This window comes from Novosphingobium sp. KN65.2, assembly GCF_001368935.1.
GTDB classification, from domain to species: Bacteria; Pseudomonadota; Alphaproteobacteria; order Sphingomonadales; family Sphingomonadaceae; genus Novosphingobium; species Novosphingobium mathurense.
This window is the reverse complement of the sequence record NZ_CCBH010000170.1, coordinates 125,965-149,264: the sequence shown is the minus strand read 5'-3', so window position 1 is coordinate 149,264 and position 23,300 is coordinate 125,965. Positions and strand designations below refer to the sequence as shown.

Below are 23,300 nucleotides of genomic sequence, written 5' to 3'. Positions count from 1 at the left end.
CGGCGCCCCTTTCTTCTCCCCCCCCCGCCGGCCGGGCGCCGGGGGGGGGCTTTTGCCGTCACTCCAGACTGAGCGGTCGGGCTCAGTTGGTCTGGTTGTCCATTTCCGCTTCTGCGTCCTTGGCAGCCTGTTCGGCGCTCGAGGCGGCGTCCCCGGCAGCGTCGGCGGCATCGGCGCCAGCTTCCTTGGCGGCATCGGCAGCGTCGTTCGCAGCACCGGCCATCGCGTCGCCCGCGTTGTCGACCGCACCGGCGGCGTCGGTCGCCATGGCGCTCATGTCATCGGCAGCGGAGGACGCTGCGGCTTCGGTCGCATCCTGGGTCTGTTCCGAGCAGGCGGCGAGCGAAAGGGCCGCAACGGCGGCAGTGGTTGCAATAACGATCTTGCGCATCTTTTGGTAATCCCTCGTTGGCAAGTTGAACCCCGATGGCGAAAGCCACGAAGCAGGCCCGGCACCTTGGTCCGGACCGGTCCCCCATGGATTAGGAGGGGCCGCGCGGCGTTTCAAGCACTCGGGCCAAAACGCATTTCGCAGCATCGGGTTCCCGAGAAAGTTCACGACCTTCATCGACCTGCCTGCTGACGCCTTGCTCCCGCGCTGCTAGGGGACTGTCCATGGATCCCAAGCAGCACCTCTACCTCGTCGATGGCTCGGCCTACATTTTCCGCGCCTATCACCGCCTGCCGCCGCTGACGAACCCGGAAGGCACGCCGGTCGGGGCGGTCTACGGCTACACGACGATGCTGTGGAAGCTGGCAGACGATCTCAACAAGGCCGACGGTCCCACGCACCTGGCCGTCATTCTCGATGCCGGGAGCAAGTCCTTCCGCAACGACATCTACGAGGAATACAAGGCCAACCGTCCGCCGCCGCCGGAAGACCTGCGCCCGCAGTTTCCGCTGATTCGCGATGCGACCCGCGCCTTCTCGCTGCCTTGCATCGAGGAGCAGGGTTTCGAGGCCGACGACCTCATCGCCTCCTACGCGCGCGCCGCTGCCGAGCAGGGGTGGAACGTCACCATCGTATCTTCGGACAAGGACCTGATGCAGCTTGTCGGCACCTGCGAGAAGGGCGGCGGCAAGATCGACATGCTGGACACGATGAAGAACCAGCGCATCGACATCGATGAGGTGGTCGAGAAATTCGGTGTGCCGCCCGAAAAGGTCGGCGACGTGCTGGCGCTGATGGGTGACTCGGTGGACAACGTGCCCGGCGTCTATGGCGTGGGGCCCAAGACCGCGACCAAGCTGATCCAGGACTACGGCGATCTGGAATCGGCACTGGCTGCCGCGCCCGGGATGAAGAAGTCGAAGCTGCAGGAACGCCTGATCGAGCAGGCCGAGCAGGCCCGCCTGTCCAAGGTGCTGGTTACGCTGAAGGAAGACTGCAACCTGCCGATACCGCTCGAGGACTTCAAGCTCGACGCGATCCCGCCCGAACCGCTTGCCGAATTCCTCTCCACGCATGGTTTCACCAGCCTTCTCAAGCGCCTCAATGGCGGTGCCGGTAGCCCGGAGCGCGCGACGCAGCTCCACCCGTCCAAGCCGGTAACGGCGGGCGCCGCTCCTGCCGAAGGCGCCGCGCGCCAGTCGCTGCCGGAATTCCCTGCGCTCGACTATGCCGCCTATGAATGCGTGCAGACGCTCGAGGCGCTGCGGGCCTGGGTGGACAAGGCAGCGGCGGCGCATCTCGTCGCGGTCGATACCGAGACTTCCGCGCTCGATGCCATGAAGGCCGACCTGACCGGCGTCAGCCTGGCGATCGGGCCGAACGATGCCTGCTATATTCCCCTTGGGCATGGCGGCAGCGACATGTTCGCCGAAAAGCCACAGCAGGTGCCGCTCGACAAGGCGATCGAGGTGCTCAAGCCGCTGCTGGAAAGCGATGCGGTGCTCAAGGTCGGGCAGAACATCAAGTACGACCTGAACGTGCTGGCGCGCTATGGTATCGCGGTTTCGCCGGTCGACGATACGATGATCGAGAGTTTCTGCCTCGATGCCGGTCGATCGATCGACGGGATCGGCGGCGGCCACGGGATGGACGAATTGTCCGAGCGCCACCTCGGCCACAAGCCGATGGCGTTCAAGGATCTGTGCGGCACCGGCAAGAAGGCGATTCCCTTCGGCGAAGTCCCGCTGGACAAGGCGACCCATTATGCGGCGGAGGACGCCGACGTTACCTGGCGGCTGCACACCCTGCTCAAGCCCCGCCTGTCCGAGGAAGGCGGCACCCGCATCTACGAACGGGTCGATCGCCCGCTGATCCCGGTCGTTGCGCAGATGGAGCGCCACGGCATCAAGGTCGACCGTGAAAAGCTGGCAGGCCTTTCCAGCCAGTTTGCCGAGGCGATCGGCGCGCTCGAAGCCGAAATCCACGAGGCCGCGGGCCAGGAATTCACCATCGGCAGCCCCAAGCAACTCGGCGAGGTGCTGTTCGACAAGCTGGGCTGCAAGGGCGGCAAGAAGGGCAAGTCGGGCCAGTATTCCACCGACCAGTCGGTGCTCGAGAAGCTTGCCGGCGAGGGTGCTGAAGTCGCGACCAAGGTCCTCGAATGGCGCCAGCTTTCGAAGCTGCGCTCGACTTATACCGAGGCACTGCAGGCGGCGATCAACCCGAAGACGGGCCGCGTCCACACCAGCTATTCGCTGGTCGGCGCGCAGACCGGACGCCTGTCCTCGACCGATCCCAACCTGCAGAACATCCCGATCCGCACCGAGATCGGCCGCCAGATCCGTGACTGCTTCGTCGCAGACAAGGGCAATGTCCTGCTCGCGGCCGACTACTCGCAGATCGAGTTGCGTCTGGCGGCGTACATGGCGGACGTGCCGAGCCTGAAGGAAGCCTTCGCCAATGGCGAGGACATCCACGCGCGCACGGCGCAGGAGATGTTCGGGACGGTCGACCGCGATACCCGCGGCCGGGCCAAGACGATCAACTTCGCGATCCTCTACGGCATTTCGCGGTGGGGCCTTGCAGGTCGCCTCGGCGTCGAGGCGGACGAGGCGCAGGCCATGATCGACCGCTACTTCGAACGCTTCCCCGGCATCCAGCGCTACATCGCCTACACGCTCGAGCAGGTGCGTGAGCGTGGTTATTCGGAGACGCTGTTCGGCCGCAAGACCTGGTTCCCGCGCATAACCTCGAAGAACCAGGCTGAGCGGCAGGGCAGCGAACGCGCCGCGATCAATGCGCCGATCCAGGGCACCTGCGCCGATATCATCAAGCGCGCCATGGTGCGCATGCAGCCCGAACTGGAAAAGGCGGGCCTGGGGCATGCACGCATGCTGCTGCAGGTGCATGACGAACTGGTGTTCGAACTGCCCGAAGCCGACGTCGCAGCCGCCTCGAAGGTCATCGAGCGGGTCATGGCGAGCGCGGCGGAGCCGGCGGTCAAGCTGGACGTACCGCTGGGTGTCGAGATCGGTTCGGGATCGAGCTGGGGCGCCGCGCACTGATCGCCCGCGTCGGGCTGCGTGAATTTACGGCCTTGATTATGCTGCGATGCGGCATAACCTCTTGCGCATGATCCGGTTCATCGACCGCCACCTCGTCGCCCTGCCGACCTGGGCGGAGCAGCCCCTGCTTGCCGGGATCGCCGCTGCCATCGGCATTGCCGTGGCACTGGCGGTTCATTGGTTCGTCTTCCGCCTCCTGCGCCGGGTCGCCCGGTCGAGCAGCACCGATTCCGACGACATCGTCGTCAAGCGGCTGGCGCGGCCGACCCGTTATGCCTTCGTGGCCCTGGGCATCGTTCTGGCCGCGCGCGAGATGCCGGTGCTCGAGGCGGTCTGGTCGCGCTTCTCGGGCTTCGTCATGCCGCTGCTGACCGGCTGGATCGCGGTCGCGGTGCTACGCGCCTTCGTCGAAGCAATGATCCTGCGCAACGACATCTCGGTAGAGGACAACCACAACGCCCGGCGCCGCCGCACCCGGCTGGCGATCTTCAGCCGCATCGGCACGTTTTTGATCGTCTTCCTGACGGTGGCAGGCATGCTCGCCTCGATTCCCGGGGTGCGCGAGATCGGGGTGACGCTCATGGCCTCGGCCGGCCTTGCCGCCCTGGCTGTCGGCGCGGCGGCGCAGCCTGCGCTCAAGGCCCTGATCGCCGGTTTCCAGATGGCGCTGACCGAACCCATCGCGATCGACGATGTGGTGATCATCGACGGCGAATGGGGCCGGATCGAGGATATCCGCACGACTTACGTGATCGTGCGCGTCTGGGATGACCGCCGATTGGTCGTGCCGTCCAACCGCTTCCTCGAGGATACCTTCCAGAACTGGACCAAGACCAGCTCCGAACTGCTCGGTACGGTCATGATCTACCTTGACCACGGGGCCGACATTGCGCCGATCCGCGCGGAATATACCCGGCAGATTACCGCGCACCGCCTCTGGGACAAGCGCGCGCAGGTGCTGCAGGTCACGGATTGCGACAACGAGGCCATCGAAGTGCGCCTGCTGATGAGCGCGAAGGACGGACCCGCGCTGTTCGACTTGCGCTGCGAAATCCGCGAATCGATGCTCGACTGGATCCGCCGCGAAAAGCCCGAGGCCCTCGTCCGCCGCCGCACCCTGCCGGTCGCTCCGGTGGAGTTGGCCGCTGGTCCGTCGGTGGCCGAAGCCATGGCTGGCGAAGGCAAGGGCGCCGTTTCGCCCTAGGCGGAGCGGGAACTGGCCCCCAACGAATAAGCCCGGCCGCAAAGGGCCGGGCTTTTCTATGGTATCGAGCCGGGACCGATCAGTCCCCGTGCTTCCTGTCTCTTGTCGATTCCACCATGCCGGGCGTGATGAAGCCGATCGGCGCCACTTCCATGGCGCGCTTCTTCAGCTCGCCCTTCATGCGGGAATACTCGTTTTCCATTTCCTCGGTCACCGTGGCGCGGCTGTCGTCCAGGGCTTCCTCGAAATCGGCCATGCTGACCGACCGGACATCGGCGCCACCCTTGCGGATGGCAATGAGACCGGCCCGGCGCACCACGTCTTCGAGATCGGCACCGGTGAAACGCTCGGTCCGCTCCGCGATGTCGGCCAGCGAGACGTCCTCGGCCAGCGGCATCTTCGAAGTGTGGATGCCCAGGATATGCTCGCGACCGGCCGTATCGGGCGTGCCCACATAGACCAGTTCGTCGAAGCGGCCGGGACGCAGCAGGGCCGGATCGACGAGGGTTGGGCGATTGGTGGCGCCGATCAGGACGACCGACTGCAATTCTTCCATCCCGTCCATTTCGGCAAGGATCGTGTTGACCACGCGGGCCGTGACCTGCGGCTCGCCGAAACCGCCGCCCGAACCGCGTGCGGGCACCAGGCTGTCGATCTCGTCGATGAAGATGACGCAAGGTGCAACCTGGCGGGCGCGGGCGAAAAGCCGGGCAATCTGCTGTTCGCTTTCGCCGTACCATTTCGAGAGCAGGTCCGATGACTTGATCGAGATGAAGTTGGCCTCGGCTTCCTTGGCGACGGCCTTGGCCAGCAGCGTCTTGCCGGTGCCCGGCGGCCCGTAGAGCAGGAAGCCCTTGGCCGGCCGGATGCCCAGCTTGTGGAACGCCTCGGGGTTCCTCAGCGGCAGCTCGACGCCTTCCTTGAGCTTGAGCTGAGCTTCATCGAGCCCGCCGATATCGGACCAGCCGATATTGGGGACCTGCACCATGACCTCGCGCATGGCCGAGGGCTGGATGCGCTTGAGCGCCTCGATGAAATCCTCGCGGGTGACCGAGAGGTTCTCCAGCACTTCGGGCGGGATCGTGCGCGCTTCGAGGTCGATCTGCGGCATGATCCGGCGCACGGCTTCGATCGCGGCCTCGCGGGCGAGGGCGGCGATGTCGGCGCCGACGAAGCCATGCGTAGTGCGCGCCAGTTCCTTGAGGTCCACCTTGTCGCCCAGCGGCATGCCGCGGGTGTGGATGGCCAGGATCTCGCGCCGCCCGCTTTCGTCAGGCACGCCGATGACGATTTCGCGGTCGAAGCGGCCGGGGCGGCGCAGCGCCTCGTCGATCGCCTCGGGCCGGTTGGTCGCGGCGATGACGACCACGTGCGCGCGGCTGTTGAGGCCGTCCATCAGCGTGAGCAGCTGGGCGACGAGGCGCTTCTCCGCCTCGCCGTGGACCTGGCTCCGCTTGGGCGCGATCGAATCGATCTCGTCGATGAAGATGATCGCCGGGGCAGCCTTGGTCGCCTCGTCGAACACCTCGCGCAGGGCCTTTTCGCTGTCGCCATAGCCCGAACCCATGATCTCGGGCCCGTTGATCGAGAAGAAGTTGGCCTCGCTTTCGTTGGCGACGGCCTGCGCCAGGCGGGTCTTGCCGGTTCCCGGCGGACCATGGAGCAGCACGCCCTTGGGCGGCGCTACACCGAGTCGGGTGAACAGCTCGGGATAGCGGAGCGGCAGCTCGACCATTTCACGCAGCTGGCGGATGGTATCGCCCATGCCGCCCACGTCGTCGTAGTTGATGTCGCCGCGCCGGGCTTCGGCTTCCTCGAAGACCTCGCGCAGTTCGACTTCGGTATTCTCGTCGATGTGGACGATGCCGCGCGGCGTGGTCGAAACGACGTTCAGGCGGATCTGCGTCAGGGCATAGGCAGGCGCATTGAACATGCGGCGCAGTTGCGGGGGAATGTCGGCCACCTGCTGCTGACCGGTCGTGGCGACGAGATCGCCCTGGACCATCGGACGGCCCGCGAAGTTGCGCTTGAGCGCGGCGGAGGGGCCCTGCAGGCGCATTTCCTTTTGCGCGGGCGCGAAGACGACCCGCTGGGCCGGACGCGATTCGCCCTTGCGGACCGTGACGTGATCGCCCGAACCGACTTCGGCATTGACGCGCTGGAGACCGTCGAGCCGGATGACTTCCAGCCCTTCGTCTTCGGGATAGGCCAGAACGGCCTGAGCCACCGTTACCGATTTGCCGGTGATTTCCAGCACATCGCCTTCCATCGCGCCGATCGCCGAAAGCGATGCGCGCGACATGCGGGCAATGCCCTGGCCGCTCTCTTCCTGCCGGGCGGCCGCAACCTGCAGCCTGACCGTCCGTTCGTCCACCTGGGGTGGGGCGTCCGCCATGTGATTCCTTTCCTTCGCCCAATTCCCTCATGTGCCGCGCGTCGACATCGCGACTTTCTTGGGAGTGACCTTGAGCTAGGTATCGCCCCGAGGGATTTCAAACGAACGGTGATGGCAATCTCAAGTTCCCGCGCGCGTGGGCAGCGCTGCGGAGCGCCATTTCATGATAACGCTCACAGATTGCGGACAAAAAAAGGCCCGGACGTTGCCGACCGGGCCGTGGAAGTTTTGGGAGAGGATGCCTGAAAGGCAGTTTGGTTATGACTCCGGTCGCCTTTTTGTGCAAGTGCGAAATGCGATTCCTGGAGATGCAAAAAAATCAATTACAGTTGCGATTAGGCCAAGAGATCCGTCGAAATCTCCGAAATCCGCCGGAAATTCCCCTAATCCATAGTCGAATCAGGTTTCATATTTCATTGTAATACTTTCAGGTTTTGGCTGCGGTGCCGGGCGTGCGGAGTGATCCTGCTGCGTCGCGAAATCTCCTAAGCTAGCTCAGGACCTTATTGCCATAGCGTTCAGCTTATCGCCTCGCTGGACTGCATTGGGAGGGGAATTCGGCCAAATCCGATGCGCAAATCAAGCCGCGACTCGCCAACCGCGCCGGGCCCCTGAGGCTCGACTCGGTTCGCGATCCGTCTTCGACATCCGACGCACCGGTTGCGGCGGGGGCAGGATCAGAGTTACGCGCTGGCGCCCGGCAGCCCGGATCGGCACCGGGGCGCGGTCATGTGGTGAAGCGGACGCCCGGCTTGAGCGGTCAGTGCACCAGCAGCAGGGCCGGCGATTTCGCTTCATTGAGGAAGTAGGCGGTGACGCCGCCGAACAGGAACTCACGCATCCGGCTCTTGCCGTAGGCTCCCATCACCAGAAGTTCGGCGTGGTTCTGCGCCACGGCAGCGGCGAGCGTCTCTTCGGTCGAGCCGCGACGCTGGTGCTCCTCGAACTCGGCATGAATGCCGTGGCGCGAGAGATAGCGCAGCGCTTCGGTGCCCGGATAGCCGCCCGGCTTCTCGGCAACGGAGATCACTTTCACCATCTGGCAGTCGGCCAGCAGCGGCACCGATGCGCGCAGCGCGGCCGCGGCCTGTTCCCCGCCGTCCCAGGCGATGCAGGCGCGGCGGATCGGGATTTCCAGCCCCTTGCCGTCTGGCAGGGCGAGAACCGGAGTGCTGGATATCAGGGCCACTTCGCCGGCCAGTCCGCCTGCGCGCGATACGATCACGAGATCGGACAGGCGTGCCGCCCCGGCCAGGGCGTTGACCGGGTCGTCTTCGCTGCGCAGGACATTGAACGCCACGTCGTCGCGCGAAAGGCGGGCCTCGATCGCTTCGGCGGCGGCATCGTCTTCGCCGCGCGCCTGTTCCAGCGCATCGGAGATCACATAGCTGCCGCCCATGGGATCCATGGCGATGTAGCGGGTTACCGGCGTATCGACGAGAACGGTGACGTGACCGCCGGTTCGTCGTGCGAGGTCGAGCGCGGTGTTGATCCGGGCTTCGCTGTCCGGCTTGCGGTCCGCATTGACGAGAATCGAGCGCATGTCCATTTCTCCCACTGATTTTCGAACCTTAGCGAGAGGGTACGCCCCCGCCATGACCGAGATCAAACATTAATCGCGTTTGTTGCCGCGATCGGGTGTCTGGTCTCTTTTCAAAGCGTTCAATGCGCGGCCTGTTCCGGATGGGCGTCGATCGAGAGCCGGCCCGCTCTTTCGAACAGCTCGAGAATGACCGGTTCGCGTTCACGCGTGCGAATCGCGGCTTCGAAATGTACCTTCTGTTCCGGCCGGGGCAGGATTTCGACGAGGGATCCTGTGTGCAGATGCTCTCTTACCATGGTTTCGGGCAGAACCGCAGCGCCCTGGCCGCTGCTGACGATCTCGATCATGGTGCGCACGTTGTTGCAGGTGTGCACTGCCCGCGGCGAGAGGCCGTGAACCGCCAGAGTGCCGATGGCGACGGTGTGGATCGGCGAGTGATCGGGCAGCGACCAGACCGGCAACGGCTGCGCGAACCCGCCTGCGCGCGCCACCGCAGGGCCGGCCACCCAGACGAGGTCGACCGAGCCGATCGGCGCCGTGCGAATGCCGGGACTGGCCACCGGTCCGGCGAGAAAGACGATGTCGCGCGTGCCCGACAGGAGCTGCTGAAGCAGGCGCGCGGTCAGGTCGAGCTCGATTTCCATGGTGACGCCGGGCCGCTCGCGCTCGATCGCGCCGATGAAGGCGGGCAGGCAGCTTGCCGCGGCGATCTCGCCTGATCCGATGCGCACCGCGCCCGTTGCGCCGGCGAAGTCGCTCGCTTCCAGCAGCACCTGCTCCAGCCCGCTGCGCAGCGGTTCGCAGGCCTGCACCAGCCTGCGTCCACGCGCGGTGAGAACCATCCGGCGCCCGTCGCGTTGGAACAGCGAGAGGCCCAGTTGCTCCTCGATCTCGCGCACCCGGGCGGAAATCGCCGGCTGGGTGGTGTTCAGCCGCTGCGCCGCTGCGGCGAAAGTGCCCAGGCGGTCGATCCACATGAGCGTTTCCAGATGATAGAGCGCGATCCGTTTCATAAAACTTTCTTATCGAAACAGATAAAAAACAATCGCTATTCGTAATGTCAATGCATGTCTAGGGTATCGCGCAAGCGAGAGGAGATCTGATGAACAAACTCTATCCCAGTGCAGACGCCGCCCTCGACGGGCTGCTCAAGGACGGCCTGCTGATCGCCGCGGGCGGTTTCGGCCTTTGCGGCATTCCCGAGCGCCTGCTCGACGCCGTGCGCGACAGCGGGGTCAAGGACCTGACCTTTGCCTCGAACAATGCCGGCATCGACAACGAGGGCATCGGCAAGCTGCTGCGCACGCGGCAGGTGAAGAAGATGATCTCCTCCTACGTGGGCGAGAACAAGGAGTTCGAACGCCAGTTCCTTTCGGGAGAGCTGGAAGTCGAATTCTGTCCGCAGGGCACCCTGGCCGAGCGCATGCGCGCCGGCGGCGCGGGCATCCCGGGCTTCTACACCAAGACCGGCGTCGGCACCCAGGTTGCCGAGGGCAAGGAAACCAAGGTCTTCGCCGATTCCAACGGGGTGGATCAGGAGTACGTGCTCGAGCGCGGCATCTTCGCCGATCTTTCGCTGGTCAAGGCGTGGAAGGCGGACGAGAGCGGCAACGTCGTGTTCCGCAAGACCGCCCGCAACTTCAACGTGCCCGCCGCGACCTGCGGCAAGGTCTGCATCGTCGAAGTGGAAGAGATCGTGCCGACCGGCGCGCTCGAACCGGATCACATCCACCTGCCGGGCGTCTACGTCCAGCGCCTCGTGCTCGGCGCCCCCTACGACAAGAAGATCGAATTCACGACGACCCGCGAAAGGGAGACCGCCTGATGTCCGAGGAAACCAAGAAGGGCTGGGATCGCAACCAGATGGCCGCCCGCGCGGCGCAGGAACTGGAAGACGGTTTCTACGTCAACCTGGGCATCGGCATCCCGACGCTGGTCGCCAACCACGTGCCCAAGGGCGTGACCGTCACCCTGCAGTCGGAAAACGGCATGCTCGGCATCGGGCCGTTCCCCTATCCGGACGAGGTCGATCCCGATCTCATCAACGCCGGCAAGCAGACGGTCAGCGAACTGCCGCAGACCGCCTTCTTCGACAGCGCCACCAGCTTCGCGATGATCCGCGGCGGGCATATCGACCTGGCCGTGCTGGGCGCGATGGAAGTGGCCGAGAACGGTGACATCGCCAACTGGATGATTCCGGGCAAGATGATCAAGGGCATGGGCGGCGCGATGGACCTCGTGGCTGGCGTGAAGAAGATCATCGTCGTCATGGAGCACACCTCCAAGAACGGCGATCCCAAGTTCATTCCCGAATGCACCCTGCCGCTGACCGGCAAGAACGTGGTTGACATGATCGTCACCGACCTGTGCGTGTTCCAGCGTGCGGACCACAAGTCCCCGTTCAGGCTGGTCGAACTCGCACCCGGCGTCACGGCCGAGGAAGTGGCGGCCAAGACCACGGCCAAGTACGAGGTCTGAAGACAATTGGGCTGCCCGCTCCTCCGGGCGGCCCAAAGCCCCGGCTGACTTGCAGCGGTCACGCCGGGGCCACATATTCTCCGTGCCAAAGCAAAGACTCAGGAGAATTCGGAGATGACCGACCTTGCTGCCATTCCGCTGACGCGCATCGACGGTGCTGGCGACAGCCTCGCCAACCACGAGGGCAAGGTCCTGCTCGTGGTCAATGTCGCTTCCAGGTGCGGCCTGACCCCGCAATACGAGGGACTGGAAAAGCTCTACAACGCATACAAGGACAAGGGTTTCGAAGTCCTCGGCTTTCCGGCCAACGATTTCGGCGCACAGGAGCCGGGCAGCCATGAGGAGATCATGGAATTCTGCTCGCTCAACTACGGCGTCACCTTCCCGCTTTTCGCCAAGGCCGACGTCACCGGTGAGGGCAAGCAGCCGCTCTATGCCGCGCTGATCGAGGCACAGCCGGAAAAGGTCGGCCCTGCTGAGGAATTCCGCGAAAAGCTCAAGGGTTTCGGCATGACGCCGACGCAGGACCCCGAAGTGCTGTGGAACTTCGAGAAGTTCCTGATCGCCCGCGACAGCACCGTTGCCGGTCGCTTCGCTCCGGGTGTCGAACCGGGCGCGCCCGAACTTGTCGGCGCGATCGAAGCCGAACTCGCAAAGTAGCTTGCCAAGCGCTCATGCCCCGGCAAAGCATGCCCGGGCATGAGCTACGTCCTGATCACCGCGAATCGCAACTATTCCAGCTGGTCACTGCGGCCCTGGGTGCTGATGAAAGCCCTCGGCATCGCTTTCGAGGACCGCATCGAACCGTTCACCAGGCCGGTGAACTTCGATGAATTCCGCAGCTTTTCCCCCACCGGCCAGGTGCCGGCGCTGATCGATGGCGAACGCACCGTCTGGGATTCGCTGGGGATCACGCTCTATCTTGCCGACCGTCACCCCGGCATCTGGCCGCAGGATGAGGCCGCGCGCGCTTTCGCGCAGAGCATCGTCGCCGAAATGCACGGCGGCTTTGCTGCCCTTCGCAACGACTGCACGATGAACGTGGGCGTGCGCGTCCGGCCGCGTCCGATGTCCGAAGCGCTGCGCCGGAACGTCGAACGCCTGCGGGAGATGTTCGAGCAAGCGCTGGCGCGCTTCGGCGGACCGTGGCTTGCCGGACCCGATTTCACCGCCGCCGATGCCTTCTACGCGCCGGTGGCTTTCCGTATCCGCACATATGGCCTCGACGTCGGCGGCGGACAGGCATGGGTCGATCATGTGCTCGACCATCCGGCCATGCGGCAATGGGAAGCCGAGGCCCTGACCGAGGCCTGGCGTGAGGAAGGCCACGAGGCGGAACTTGCCGAATGCGGCGAGATCGTCGCAGATTACCGCAAGAGCTGAACCGGAAGCTCAGGCCTCTCCGGTTTCCACCGGGCGGGCGGGATCGCTGATCCATTCGCTCCACGATCCGGGGTAGAGCCGTGCGCCGGGCAGGCCCGCGATTTCCATGGCCAGTGCATTATGGCAGGCAGTCACGCCCGATCCGCAGCTCAGGACGGCCGGCTTGCCGTCGAGCAGCGCGGAGAAGGTCGCGGACAGCTCCTCGGCCGAACGGAATCGGCCTACGCCATCGAGGTTGTCGCGAAAGAAGTGGTTCCGCGCGCCCGGCATGTGGCCCGCTACGGGGTCTAACGGGTTGGCATCGCCGCGAAAGCGCGAAGGATCGCGGGCATCGAGGACTTGCGCCGCGCCGGCCCTGATGTTGCCGAGTACGTCCTGCGCGCTGACGATTCCGCCGACGAGCGGATCGCCCGGAGCGAAATCGCCTTCGTTGACCGCCTCGGGTACTTCGCTGGTGAGGTCATGTCCGTCGGCAACCCAGGCGGGCTTGCCACCGTCGAGGACCGCGACAGCGCGATGGCCCATCCAGCGCAGCAGCCACCAGGCCCGCGCCGCCCATGCTCCGCCGTTCGAATCGTAGGCGATGACCTGCTGGCCCTTGCGCAGGCCGAGACTGCGCAGCCACGCGGCAAAGGTATCCCGATCGGGCAGGGGATGGCGGCCGTTGGCACCATTGGGCGCGCTGGCAAGGTCATTGTCGAGGTGGGCATAACGGGCGCCCGGCAGGTGCCCTTCGGCATGGACCGCGCGGCCCTTTTCGGGTGCGGCCAGATCGAATTCGCAGTCGAGCAGCAGTACCGGCGTGCCGCTTTCCAGCAGGGCCTGCAGGTCCGTGACCGAGATCAGCGTTTCGAAGGGCATCTTGTGGTTCATGAGGTCTCGCGCTTTCAGTTCCCTGTCTGCATCGAAGTAGGGATCGGCAGGCGCGATGTCGACGCCTGCGGGTCGGTGCGACCGATCCGCCCATGCGCAGGACTTTCAGGTAATGCTCGCGCTCGGCCGCGCCGCCCTTGAGGATGGCATCGGCAATCCATGTCCCCGCCGTGATCAAGCCCGCCTACATGGAGATGTGCGCGTACGCGCAGCCCGGCGACGAAATCATCGTCTGGCGCCTCGATCGCCTGTCGCGCTCGCTCATCACCCTGGTCTCGGATCTGCAAGCGCTCGGCGAACGAGAAGTCGAGTTCCGGTCACTGTGCGAAGGCATCGATACCACGGCGACAAATGGCCGCGCGTTCTTCCAAACCGTGTCAGCTTTCATGACGTTCGGTCGCGACGTTCAACGCGAACGCGCCGAAGAAGCGATGACCTCAGGCCACAGTCGACGGCCACTTTGCTGAGCGTGCCAAGAGAGCGGAATGACCGAGGTTTTAACCCGGTCATTCCAAAGCTCGTCAGCCCGGTTCAATTCGCCAATCGGCTGCCGATATTTGACATTGCCAATTGCTCGCCCCCGGACCGGATCAGGCCAGTGCGGCCTTGAGGTCGTCCACCAGGTCGGTGCGTTCCCAGGGGAACAGGTCGCCGCTGGGCTGGCGGCCGAAGTGACCATAGGCCGCCGTGCAGGCGTAGATCGGCTTGTTGAGGCCGAGCCCGACACGGATGCCGCGCGGGGTGAGGCCGCCCAGACGCGCCTTGGCGACCTTGGTGATCGCGGCTTCCAGCGCTTCCTCGCTCACCGTGCCGGTGTCGTGCAGGTTGACGTAGAGGGACAGCGGCTCGGACACGCCGATCGCGTAGGACACCTGGATCGTGCAGCGCTTGGCAAGGCCCGCCGCCACGACGTTCTTGGCAAGGTAGCGAGTGACGTAGGCCGCCGAGCGGTCGACCTTGGTCGGGTCCTTGCCCGAGAATGCACCGCCGCCGTGCGGGGCTGCGCCGCCGTAGGTATCGACGATGATCTTGCGGCCGGTGAGCCCGGCATCGCCGTCGGGTCCGCCGATCTCGAACTTGCCGGTCGGGTTGATGTGGAACACCGTCTCGCCGGTCACGAAGCCTTCGGGCAGGATCTCGGTGACGACGCGCTTCACGTAGTCCTTGAGCTGCGCTTCCTTCTCGCCCTCGTGGTAGCCCGGCTTGTGCTGGGTCGAGACGACGACGGCAGTCGCGGCAACCGGCACGCCGTTACGGAAGCGCAGGGTGACCTGGCTCTTGGCGTCGGGCTCGAGGAACGGTGCTTCGCCCGACTTGCGGTCGTCGGCAAGGCGCTGGAGGATCTTGTGGCTGTAGTCGAGCGTCGCCGGCATCAGGTCGGGCGTCTCGTCGCAGGCGAAGCCGAACATGATGCCCTGGTCGCCCGCGCCTTCGTCCTTGTTGCCGGCCGAATCGACGCCCTGCGCGATGTCGGCGCTCTGCGGGTGCAGGTGGTTCTCGAAGGTCAGGTCCTTCCAGTGGAAGCCGTCCTGCTCGTAGCCGATGCGGTGCACGGTTTCGCGCACGACGCGCTGGATTTCCTCCTGCGCGCCTTCTTCCCAGTGGCCGTTGCGGTCGATCATGCCCTTGCCGCGCACTTCGCCCGCCAGCACGACGCGCTGGGTGGTGGTGAGCGTCTCGCATGCGACGCGCGCTTCGGGGTCACGCGAGAGGAAAAGATCGACGATGGCATCGGAAATCTGGTCCGAAACCTTGTCGGGATGGCCTTCCGAGACGCTCTCGGAGGTAAAGACGTAGTCACTGCGCATGTTGGGCACCGGGATATAAAGATTGCTTTATGTCTATTGCCATTTACCTCCCGCGGCGGCCGAGTGCAACCACGGAAAGCGCCAGAAGGGCAAGGAATGCGCTGAAAGCGAGCGGGAGGACATTGCCGTAGCGGGCGAAAAGCGTCGGTTCGTGCGGAGGTGGGATGCGTCCGTCGAGGCGTCCGGCGCGGTGCCAGGGAACGAACTGGCGCACGATCCCGTCGGCATCGACGACGGCGCTGATGCCGGTGGTGGTCGAACGCAGGATCGGCAGGCCTTCCTCGATCGCGCGCAGTCGGGCCTGGGCCAGATGCTGCGGCGGCCCCCAGGTGCCGAACCAGCCGTCGTTCGAGGGATTGAAGATGTAGTCCGGGCGATTGCGCGGATCGACCACCTGCCCACTGAAGATGATCTCGTAGCAGATCTGGATGCCGGCCTCGCCGTAGCTGCCCAAATCGTAGGTGCGCGGCCCCGGCCCGGGCCAGAAGTCCAGCGATCCGGCCACGAGGCGGCGCGCTCCCAGCGGTTCGAGCAGCCAGCGCAGGGCGAGATATTCGCCGTAGGGCACCAGGTGCGCCTTGGAATAGCTGGCCAGGATGTGCCCTTCGCCGTCGAAGGCGGTGACGGTATTGCGCGCGCCCACGCTCTTGTCGTCCTTCATCACCAGGTCGACCGCGCCGGTCAGCAAGACGCTGTACGGACCGATCATGCGGCCGATGCGCTGGCGGGCCAGCAGCGGATCTCCGGCATAGGTGTACATGCGGTAGAGGTAATCGGGGTAACCGTCGCGCAGGTAGTCGCCAAGGCCCGATTCCGGCCAGAACACCACGCGCTTCTCGCCCGGTCGACGCTGCAGCGAGAGCATGGCGAGCTTGATGAAGTTCGCTTCGTACTGGCGCGGATCGTCGATGACCTCCTGCCGCAGGTCGGGCTGGACGAGGGTATAGCGGATCTCGCCTTCCTCGCGCTTGGCCCAGCGGTCAGGCCCGGTCATCACCAGCACGAGCGGAGCCGCAATCGCCACCGTGGCAAGTACCCAGATCCAGCGGCCCAAGCCGCAGCGCGGAGCGCCCAGACGGGCAAAGTAGCCCGGTATGCAGGCCAGCAGGACGAGCACGCCGGACAGGCCGTAGGTCCCGATCCACGGGGCCAGCAGCGCCAGTCCGCGCGTGTCGAACTGGCCGAGCAGGGCGACGCCCAGCGGATTCCACGAAAACCCGGTGAAGACCCACGCGCGCAGCCACTCGGTCACGATCCAGGCGGCCGGCAGGGCGAAAAGGACGATCAGGAATGCTGTGGGAGCCGCCGGTGCCGCGGCCTTGCCCCTGCGGCCGACCTTGAGTGCCAGCCATGCGCACAGCGCGGCAAGGCCGGGATAGATCGCGAGGAAAAGCGAGAGCAGGAACACTGCGATTCCGCCCAGCCATGCGGGCATTTCCGCCTGGTAGGTGAAGGCGGTCGCGATCCAGTTGTTGCCGAGGGTGAAGTGGCCAAGGCCGAAGCACCAGCCGACCAGAAAGGCACAGCGCCCGCTGGCGCATCGCATGACCAGTTCGGCGAGAATGGCAATCCCTGCGAGGGTCAGCGGCCAGAGCGAGAGCGGCTGGAATCCGCAGGCGGCGACAGCGCCCGCGACGATCGCAAGCAGGCCCGCGCCAAGGCGCGGGAAGCGGTCGAGGATCGACAGGGGATTGCGGGAGGCCGGAGCGTGCCGAGGAGAATTCATCGGCGCCGGTATGTAAGCCAGCCCGGCCGCGACGCAAGCGAAGTTGCGCGCGGCCGGATTGGTTGTCGTATCAGTCTACGGTTTCCAGCGCACTTCCGCCGTTGCCGTCTTCGCTCGACGCGCTGGGCTTGCGGGTCCGGCGACGCTTGGGCTTTTCCTCGCCCTCTTCGCCGGCTTCCGGCTTGGCCTTGGCGCGGGTGCGGCGCTTGGGCTTGTCTTCCGCCTTGGCCGAGATCGGGGGCGGCAGGGTTGCCGGATCGAACCCTTCGGAGGCGGTCTGCGCGGCTTCGGACTCTTCGCCGGCTTCGTCGTTGCCGTCTCCTGCGTCATCGCCGCGACGCGGCTTGCGCTGTTTCAGGCCGCCACGGGCGCCACGATTGTCGCGCACGAAGGGGTTTTGCGGCGGTTCGTAAATCGAACCGTCGTTGCCGTCGGCCTCTTCCCTGGCTTCCACCTGTTCGACAGGGGCTTCGTTGCTGCGCTGGTAGCGCTGGCCGCGATCCTGCTGGTGATAGCGCGGGGCCTCGCCGTCGTTCTCGTCCTCGGAACCGGTGTCGTCGCCGTAATCCTGCGAACGATCGTCGCGGCGCGGCTGGCGCGATTCTTCCTGTCGCTGCTTCTGGTCGGCAATGACACGGAAGTAGTGGTCAGCAAACTGGAGGTAGTATTCCTCCTGAACGCGATCCCCATTGAGGTGCGCGTCATGGGCCAGCTTCCGATATTTCTCCAGCAGCTGCGGTGCATTGCCCCGCGCCCTGCTGTCGATCCGGTTCATCTGCTGCCCGCCCTGCTGACGGTTATTGCCGCGGCCACGCCTGCGGTTATTACCACGATTGTTATTCAAGGATAACGTTCCTCAAAACCCCTGGCTGCCGTCCAGAATGTCTGGCGGTTCAGCCGCACGTCGCAAGTTCACGGTTCGCTGTGATTGCCGTGATTTCCAAATCTGCTCAGTCGAGGCGCCGTAAGCTGCACCGATTGCAAATTGTGGAGGTGAACCGTGCATGGGAAGTTTCATCCATGTCCGGGTTCGTTATTAGGCTTAGGCACTCCAGCGCCCGATTCCAAGCGAAATCTTGCGTTATTCACCAAAATCCTAGGACTCGTGGTCGATTTGCCAGATCACGATAAAGCTGCGTCGAGAGCCCGGCGGCGTGGCCGATGGCGCTGACGGCATCGGCCTGGGCATGGCCGATTTCGACCAGCGCCAGTCCCGAGGGGGCAAGCAGGCCGCGCAATTGGGGGATGAGGATGCGGTAGTCGTCAAGCCCCTCCGGCCCCGAAAACAGGGCGCCCGCCGGTTCGAACGCCCGTACCGACCGGTCGAGCGGAGCATCGTCCTCGACATAGGGCGGATTGGCGAGGATCAGGTCGAACGGGCCACCCAAGGCATCGGCCCAGCACGGTACGTGCCAGTCGGCCTCGACAAGTGCGGTGCGCTCGGCAAGGCCGAGGGACTGGGCATTGGCCCGGGCGACGGCAAGGGCCCCGGGCGAGCGGTCGATGCCGATGCCGTGCGCTTCGGGAAGCTGCGAGAGCACGGCCAGCAGCAGCGCGCCCGATCCGGTCCCGCAATCGAGGATCCTGCGCGCCCGGGGCCGGGCTGCAAGCGCGGTCTCGACAAGGACTTCGCTGTCGCTGCGCGGGATCAGGACGTCGCTTGAGACTGCGAAGGGCAGGCCGAAGAACTCCTGCTCTCCGACGATGTAGGCGACCGGCTCGTGCGCGATGCGCCGCATCACCAGCGCTTCGTAGCCTGCAGGCACGGGCCCGCCCATGTGACGCAGCAGCAGCTCGGAACGGGTGGCGCCAAGGGCGTGGGCCATCAGCACTTCGGCGTCGAGCCGGGCCGTGTCGCTGCTTGCGGCCAGCCGCTGCGCCGCCTCGCGGATCGCCGCGGCGACGGTGTCTTCAGGCATCCATGGCGGCAAGGCGCTTGGCCTCGTCCTCGGCGATCAGCGCATCGACGAGTTCCCCGAGGCCCGGACCTTCGAGGATCTCGGGCAGCCGGTGCAGGGTCAGGTTGATACGGTGGTCGGTCACACGCCCTTGCGGGAAGTTGTAGGTGCGGATGCGTTCGGAACGGTCACCCGATCCGACCATCGCCTTGCGCGCTTCGGCCTCGGCGCCCTGCGCCTCGTCGCGCATCTTTTCATAGAGGCGCGCGCGCAGGACCTGCATCGCCTTGGCCTTGTTCTTGTGCTGGCTGCGCTCGTCCTGGCAGGTCACCACTATGTCGGTTGGCAGGTGGGTGATGCGCACCGCTGAATCGGTGGTGTTGACGTGCTGTCCGCCGGCGCCGCTGGCGCGGTAGATGTCGATCTTGAGGTCCTTGTCCTCGATCTGGACGTCGACTTCGCTGGGCTCGGGCAGGACCGCGACGGTTGCCGCCGACGTGTGGATGCGCCCGCCGCTTTCGGTCACCGGCACGCGCTGGACGCGGTGCACGCCGCTTTCGAACTTGAGCTTCGCGAAGACCCCGGTGCCCGAGACGTTGGCTACCACTTCCTTGAAGCCGCCGATATCGCTGGCATTGGCCGAGATCATCTCGACCTTCCAGCCCTGTTCGGCCGCGAAGCGTTCGTACATGCGATAGAGGTCGGCGGCGAACAGCGCGGCCTCGTCCCCGCCGGTGCCGGCGCGAATTTCAAGCATCGCCGGGCGGCTGTCCGCGGCATCGCGGGGCAGCATGGCAATGGCGAGCTTGCGCTCGGCCTCGGGCAGTTCGGACTTGATCCGTGCCACTTCCTCGTCCGCCAGGGCCCGCATTTCGGGATCGGGGTCGTCGAGCTTCTGCAGGCTCGCCAGTTCCTCGCGCATCGAAACGATTTCGGCGGCGACGCGCGCTACCGGTTCCAGTTCGGCATAGTCGCGGCTGGCGGTAACGAAAGCCTCGCCCTCCAGCGTGCCGGAAGCAAGGCGCGCCTCCAGTTCGGCAAACCGCACGCCGAGTTGGGCAAGACGGGTGTCCGAAACGCTCACGGCCGGATCGACTGGATGACCTGCTCGACCGCGAGGTATTCCGCCGTCGGATCGGCCGCGCGCAAGTTGGCGACGGGCACGCCGTCGCGCATCACGAACGAGACGAGCACTTTCGCGCCGAGCTTGACCGCCTTGTCGAAGCGCTTGCGCGGTGAGCCGGTGGCGATCATCTCGGCGTCGATGCCCTGGTGGCGCAGCGCGGTAATCGCCTTCTGAGCATAGGGCAGGGCCGTGTCGTCCTCGACCGCGAGGATTACCGTGAGCGGCGCTTCCTCGAGGGCGCCGGCATCGGCGACCAGCATCGAGAGGCGTTCGATGCCAGCTGCCCAGCCGACTGCCGGGGTCGCCGGGCCGCCCAGCGCTTCGAGCAGGCCGTCGTAGCGGCCGCCGCCGAGCACGGTGCCCTGCGCGCCGAGCCGGTCTGTCACAAATTCGAACGCAGTGTGGCGGTAGTAGTCGAGCCCGCGCACAAGGGCCGGCGCGCGCACATAGTCCACCGAGGCCGCGTCGAGCCCTTGTGTCACCTGTCCGAAGAAGTCCTGCGCCTCGGCCGAGAGGAAGTCGTCGATCTTCGGCGCATCGGCGGTGAAGGGCTTGTCGCGCGGGTCCTTGGAATCGAGGATACGCAGCGGGTTGCGTTCGAGGCGATCCTGCGAATCCTCGCTGAGCGAGGCCTTGTGATCGCGGAAGTACTCGATCAGCGCGGCGCGCCAGGCTTCGCGGCTGGCGGCATCGCCCAGGGTATTGAGCTGCAGCGTGACGCCTTCGGCAATGCCCAGTTCCTTGAGCAGTTGGTCGGCCATGACGAGAAGCTCGACGTCGACCATCGGTTCGGCCGCGCCGATCACTTCGGCGTCGATCTGGTGGAACTGGCGGTAGCGGCCCTTCTGCGGGCGCTCATACCGGAAAAGCGGGCCGTGGGTCGCAACCTTGAGCGGTGCGAACTGCTTCCAGCCATTGGTGAGGTAGGCGCGGGCGATTCCTGCGGTGAATTCGGGACGCAGGGTCAGCGATTCGCCGCCGCGATCCTCGAAGGAGTACATTTCCTTGGAAACGACATCGGTCGTCTCTCCCAGCGAACGCGAGAATACGGCGGTCTTCTCGAAGACCGGCATTTCGACGCGGCGGAAGCGGTAGAGCTTGCGCACGCGTTCGAAGGTTTCGACGACATGCGCGAAAGCCTCGGCGTCACTGCCGAAAATGTCCTGGGTTCCGCGGATAGCCTGTGGTGTGCTGCTCATGACGCGCGCGCTTAGCGGGAATGGGGCTGCGGGGGAAGACCGCTGCTGGGCAAGGCGCAGCCGATCGGTCCCGATGTGGTAACGGATCCGGTCCAAATCGGGAAGGTTGCACGGTCCAGTCACGCTTGCGGTTGCGCTCGCGCGGCGGGGTTGCCAAAACCCGGGCCCATGAAAAATATTCCTGCGGTTGCAACGCTTCTTTCCGCCCTTTGCCTTTCCACTTCGGTTCCGGCGATCTCCGCTGAGCCGAGCCGCATCGAGATGGCCAGCCCGACGGTGCCCGATGCGGTCGACACCCCCTGGCCGGGCGGGACGATCCAGCTCGACATCGACGCGAGCGACGTGACTCGCGCGACGTACAAGGTGACCGAGACGATTCCCGTCGCGCCCGGGACCGAACGGCTGACGCTGCTGTTCCCGCAGTGGCTGCCCGGCAACCATGGACCGCGCGGGCCGCTCGCGGAGCTGGTCGACTTGCGCTTCACCGTCGACGGCAAGCCGGTGAGCTGGGAGCGCGACCCGATCGAGGTCTATGCCTTCCACGTCGACCTGCCCGCCAATGCCCGCAAGGTCGTGGCCCGTTTCATCCATACCTCGCCCCTGCAGGCATCCGAGGGCCGCGTGACGGTGACTCCCGAGATGCTCAACCTGCAGTGGGAGAAGATGAGCCTCTATCCGGCCGGGCACTATGTCAGCCAAATCAGGGTGCGCCCCAGCGTGACCTTCCCCAAGGGCTGGACCGCGGCCACCGCGCTGGACGGCGAAACCCGGGCGGGCGACCGCTACGCCTGGGCCGAGACGAATTACGAGGAACTCGTCGATTCTCCGATATTCGCGGGCGCCAACTATCGCCGCTTCGATCTGGGCAATAAGGTCTCGCTCGATGCCGTGGCGGATTCGCCCGAACTGCTGGACCTTGCGCCGGAAAACCTCGCGAAGCTTCGTGCGCTCTCCGACCAGGCACTCTATCTTTTCGGCAAGCCGGCCTTCGACCACTACGAATTCCTCGTCGCGCTTTCGAGCAAGATCGGCGGCATCGGCCTGGAGCACCTGCGTTCGAGCGAGAACCAGCTCGAGCCGCGCGCCTTCGTCGACTGGAAGGGCATGGACTGGGACCGCAACGTCCTGCCGCACGAATTCACCCATAGCTGGAACGGCAAGTACCGCCGCCCTGCCAAGCTGTGGACGCCGGACTACCGTACGCCGATGCAGGACAACCTGCTGTGGGTCTATGAAGGCCAGACCCAGTTCTGGGGCCAGGTTCTTGCGGTGCGGTCGGGCGTGCAGGAAAAGGACACCGTGCTCGGCGCGATCGCACGTGCGGCCGCTGGACTCGCCGGCAATCCGGGACGCGGCTGGCGTTCGGTGGAAGACACGACGTTCGATCCGGTCTTCGCCGCCCGCAAGCCCAAGCCCTATGCCTCGATGGCGCGCACCGAGGACTATTACTGGGAAGGCGCGCTGGTCTGGCTCGAGGCCGACCAGCTGATTCGCGAAGGCACCAACGGCCGCAAGGGCCTCGACGATTTCGCCAAGGCGTTCTTCTCCTACCGCGAAGGCACTGCACCGACCCTGCGCTACGGCTTCGACGAAGTCGTGGCGACGCTCAACGGAATCTACCCGCATGACTGGGCAAGTTTCCTCAAGGACCGGATCGACCTGCCGGGGCGCGGCGCGCCTTACGCGGGGATCGAGAAGGCAGGTTACCAGGTCGTGTTCAAGGACGTGCCCAATCCTTACGACAAGGCGCTCGTCGACAAGTACGGCAGCCTCTACCTTTCGCATTCGCTGGGCATGACAGTCGACAAGGACGGCGATGTCAGCGGGGTCGTCTGGGACAGCCCGGCCTTCAACGCCGGCATCGTGACGGGCGCGAAGATCATTGCGGTCGACGGCACGGTCTATTCCGCCGATGCGATGACCAAGGCGATCACCGCGGCCAAGTCGCGCAAGGAGCCGCTGCAGATCGTTGTGCGGCGCGGCGACAGGGTCATGACCGTCCCGGTCGACTATCATGACGGCATGCGCTGGCCCTGGCTGGTATCGACGACGCCCGGCAGGGAAAACGGCCTCGACCGCCTGCTTGCGGCCCGTCGCAACTAAATCAGTCTACGACCATTAGCCTGTTGCGACGCAACAGGGGCGAGGCTAAGCCGCGCACCGCAATAGTACCGCGGTCAGCGGACTCACGTCTGCACAAGTAAGGAATAA

General features: G+C 65.4%; 19 protein-coding genes. 8 read left to right on the top strand and 11 right to left on the bottom strand.

The genetic code is table 11. From position 1 onward, the window contains the following. Window positions 1–82: 82 nt before the first annotated feature. Window positions 83–391, bottom strand: coding sequence for a hypothetical protein (locus SPHV1_RS16680; protein WP_054947146.1), 309 nt, complete (start codon window positions 389–391; stop codon window positions 83–85). Between the two features lie 224 nt (window positions 392–615). On the opposite strand from SPHV1_RS16680, the gene polA reads away from it, so the two are divergent. Beyond that, complete coding sequence (polA, locus tag SPHV1_RS16675) at window positions 616–3,456, top strand: DNA polymerase I (protein WP_054947145.1); 2,841 nt, start codon at window positions 616–618, stop codon at window positions 3,454–3,456. A gap of 67 nt (window positions 3,457–3,523) precedes the next feature. Then, window positions 3,524–4,660, top strand: coding sequence for a mechanosensitive ion channel family protein (locus SPHV1_RS16670; protein ID WP_054947165.1), 1,137 nt, complete (start codon window positions 3,524–3,526; stop codon window positions 4,658–4,660). A 79-nt stretch (window positions 4,661–4,739) separates the two neighbouring features. Here SPHV1_RS16670 and SPHV1_RS16665 read toward each other — a convergent pair whose 3' ends face one another. From SPHV1_RS16665 to SPHV1_RS16655, 3 genes are all read right to left on the bottom strand, one after another. Further along, window positions 4,740–7,055: a CDC48 family AAA ATPase gene (locus SPHV1_RS16665; RefSeq protein WP_054947144.1), complete on the bottom strand. Its 2,316-nt coding sequence runs from the start codon at window positions 7,053–7,055 to the stop codon at window positions 4,740–4,742. 760 nt (window positions 7,056–7,815) lie between these two features. Next, window positions 7,816–8,598 (bottom strand): universal stress protein, encoded by a 783-nt coding sequence (locus SPHV1_RS16660; RefSeq protein WP_054947164.1) that lies wholly within the window; start codon window positions 8,596–8,598, stop codon window positions 7,816–7,818. 119 nt (window positions 8,599–8,717) lie between these two features. Beyond that, complete coding sequence (locus SPHV1_RS16655) at window positions 8,718–9,611, bottom strand: LysR family transcriptional regulator (protein ID WP_054947143.1); 894 nt, start codon at window positions 9,609–9,611, stop codon at window positions 8,718–8,720. A gap of 89 nt (window positions 9,612–9,700) precedes the next feature. Between SPHV1_RS16655 and SPHV1_RS16650 the strand changes: the two genes are divergently transcribed. The 4 genes from SPHV1_RS16650 (at window position 9,701) to SPHV1_RS16635 (ending at window position 12,459) form a co-directional block, all read left to right on the top strand. Further along, on the top strand, window positions 9,701–10,423 hold the full coding sequence (locus tag SPHV1_RS16650) for a CoA transferase subunit A (RefSeq protein WP_176168087.1): 723 nt from the start codon (window positions 9,701–9,703) through the stop codon (window positions 10,421–10,423). Further along, a complete protein-coding gene (locus SPHV1_RS16645; RefSeq protein ID WP_054947141.1) occupies window positions 10,423–11,076 on the top strand; it encodes a CoA transferase subunit B in 654 nt (217 codons plus the stop codon). Before SPHV1_RS16650 ends, SPHV1_RS16645 begins: the two co-directional genes overlap by 1 nt. 114 nt (window positions 11,077–11,190) lie before the next feature. Further along, a complete protein-coding gene (locus SPHV1_RS16640) occupies window positions 11,191–11,736 on the top strand; it encodes a glutathione peroxidase (protein WP_054947140.1) in 546 nt (181 codons plus the stop codon). 39 nt (window positions 11,737–11,775) lie between these two features. Beyond that, the gene (locus tag SPHV1_RS16635; protein ID WP_054947139.1) at window positions 11,776–12,459 is read left to right on the top strand and encodes a glutathione S-transferase family protein; all 684 of its coding nucleotides are present in this window, start codon (window positions 11,776–11,778) and stop codon (window positions 12,457–12,459) included. Window positions 12,460–12,468: 9 nt separating this feature from the next. Here SPHV1_RS16635 and SPHV1_RS16630 read toward each other — a convergent pair whose 3' ends face one another. Beyond that, window positions 12,469–13,332, bottom strand: coding sequence for a sulfurtransferase (locus SPHV1_RS16630; protein WP_054947138.1), 864 nt, complete (start codon window positions 13,330–13,332; stop codon window positions 12,469–12,471). A gap of 170 nt (window positions 13,333–13,502) precedes the next feature. On the opposite strand from SPHV1_RS16630, the gene SPHV1_RS16625 reads away from it, so the two are divergent. Next, a complete protein-coding gene (locus tag SPHV1_RS16625) occupies window positions 13,503–13,799 on the top strand; it encodes a recombinase family protein (RefSeq protein ID WP_231634714.1) in 297 nt (98 codons plus the stop codon). A 123-nt stretch (window positions 13,800–13,922) separates the two neighbouring features. On the opposite strand, the gene metK is transcribed toward SPHV1_RS16625, so the two are convergent. The 6 genes from metK to hisS form a co-directional block, all read right to left on the bottom strand. Further along, entirely contained in the window at window positions 13,923–15,140 is a 1,218-nt protein-coding gene (gene metK, locus SPHV1_RS16620) for a methionine adenosyltransferase (protein ID WP_054947163.1), read from the bottom strand. 43 nt (window positions 15,141–15,183) lie between these two features. Then, entirely contained in the window at window positions 15,184–16,866 is a 1,683-nt protein-coding gene (gene lnt, locus SPHV1_RS16615; protein WP_054947137.1) for an apolipoprotein N-acyltransferase, read from the bottom strand. A gap of 70 nt (window positions 16,867–16,936) precedes the next feature. Then, window positions 16,937–17,710, bottom strand: a complete 774-nt coding sequence (locus tag SPHV1_RS16610) for a DUF4167 domain-containing protein (RefSeq protein ID WP_082431040.1) — start codon at window positions 17,708–17,710, stop codon at window positions 16,937–16,939. Window positions 17,711–17,951: 241 nt separating this feature from the next. Next, on the bottom strand, window positions 17,952–18,785 hold the full coding sequence (gene prmC / locus SPHV1_RS16605) for a peptide chain release factor N(5)-glutamine methyltransferase (RefSeq protein ID WP_054947135.1): 834 nt from the start codon (window positions 18,783–18,785) through the stop codon (window positions 17,952–17,954). Continuing rightward, window positions 18,778–19,848 (bottom strand): peptide chain release factor 1, encoded by a 1,071-nt coding sequence (gene prfA / locus SPHV1_RS16600; RefSeq protein WP_054947134.1) that lies wholly within the window; start codon window positions 19,846–19,848, stop codon window positions 18,778–18,780. Before prfA ends, prmC begins: the two co-directional genes overlap by 8 nt. Continuing rightward, entirely contained in the window at window positions 19,845–21,089 is a 1,245-nt protein-coding gene (hisS, locus tag SPHV1_RS16595; protein WP_054947133.1) for a histidine--tRNA ligase, read from the bottom strand. Before hisS ends, prfA begins: the two co-directional genes overlap by 4 nt. A gap of 168 nt (window positions 21,090–21,257) precedes the next feature. Between hisS and SPHV1_RS16590 the strand changes: the two genes are divergently transcribed. After that, entirely contained in the window at window positions 21,258–23,192 is a 1,935-nt protein-coding gene (locus SPHV1_RS16590; RefSeq protein WP_054947132.1) for a M61 family metallopeptidase, read from the top strand. Window positions 23,193–23,300: the final 108 nt, after the last annotated feature.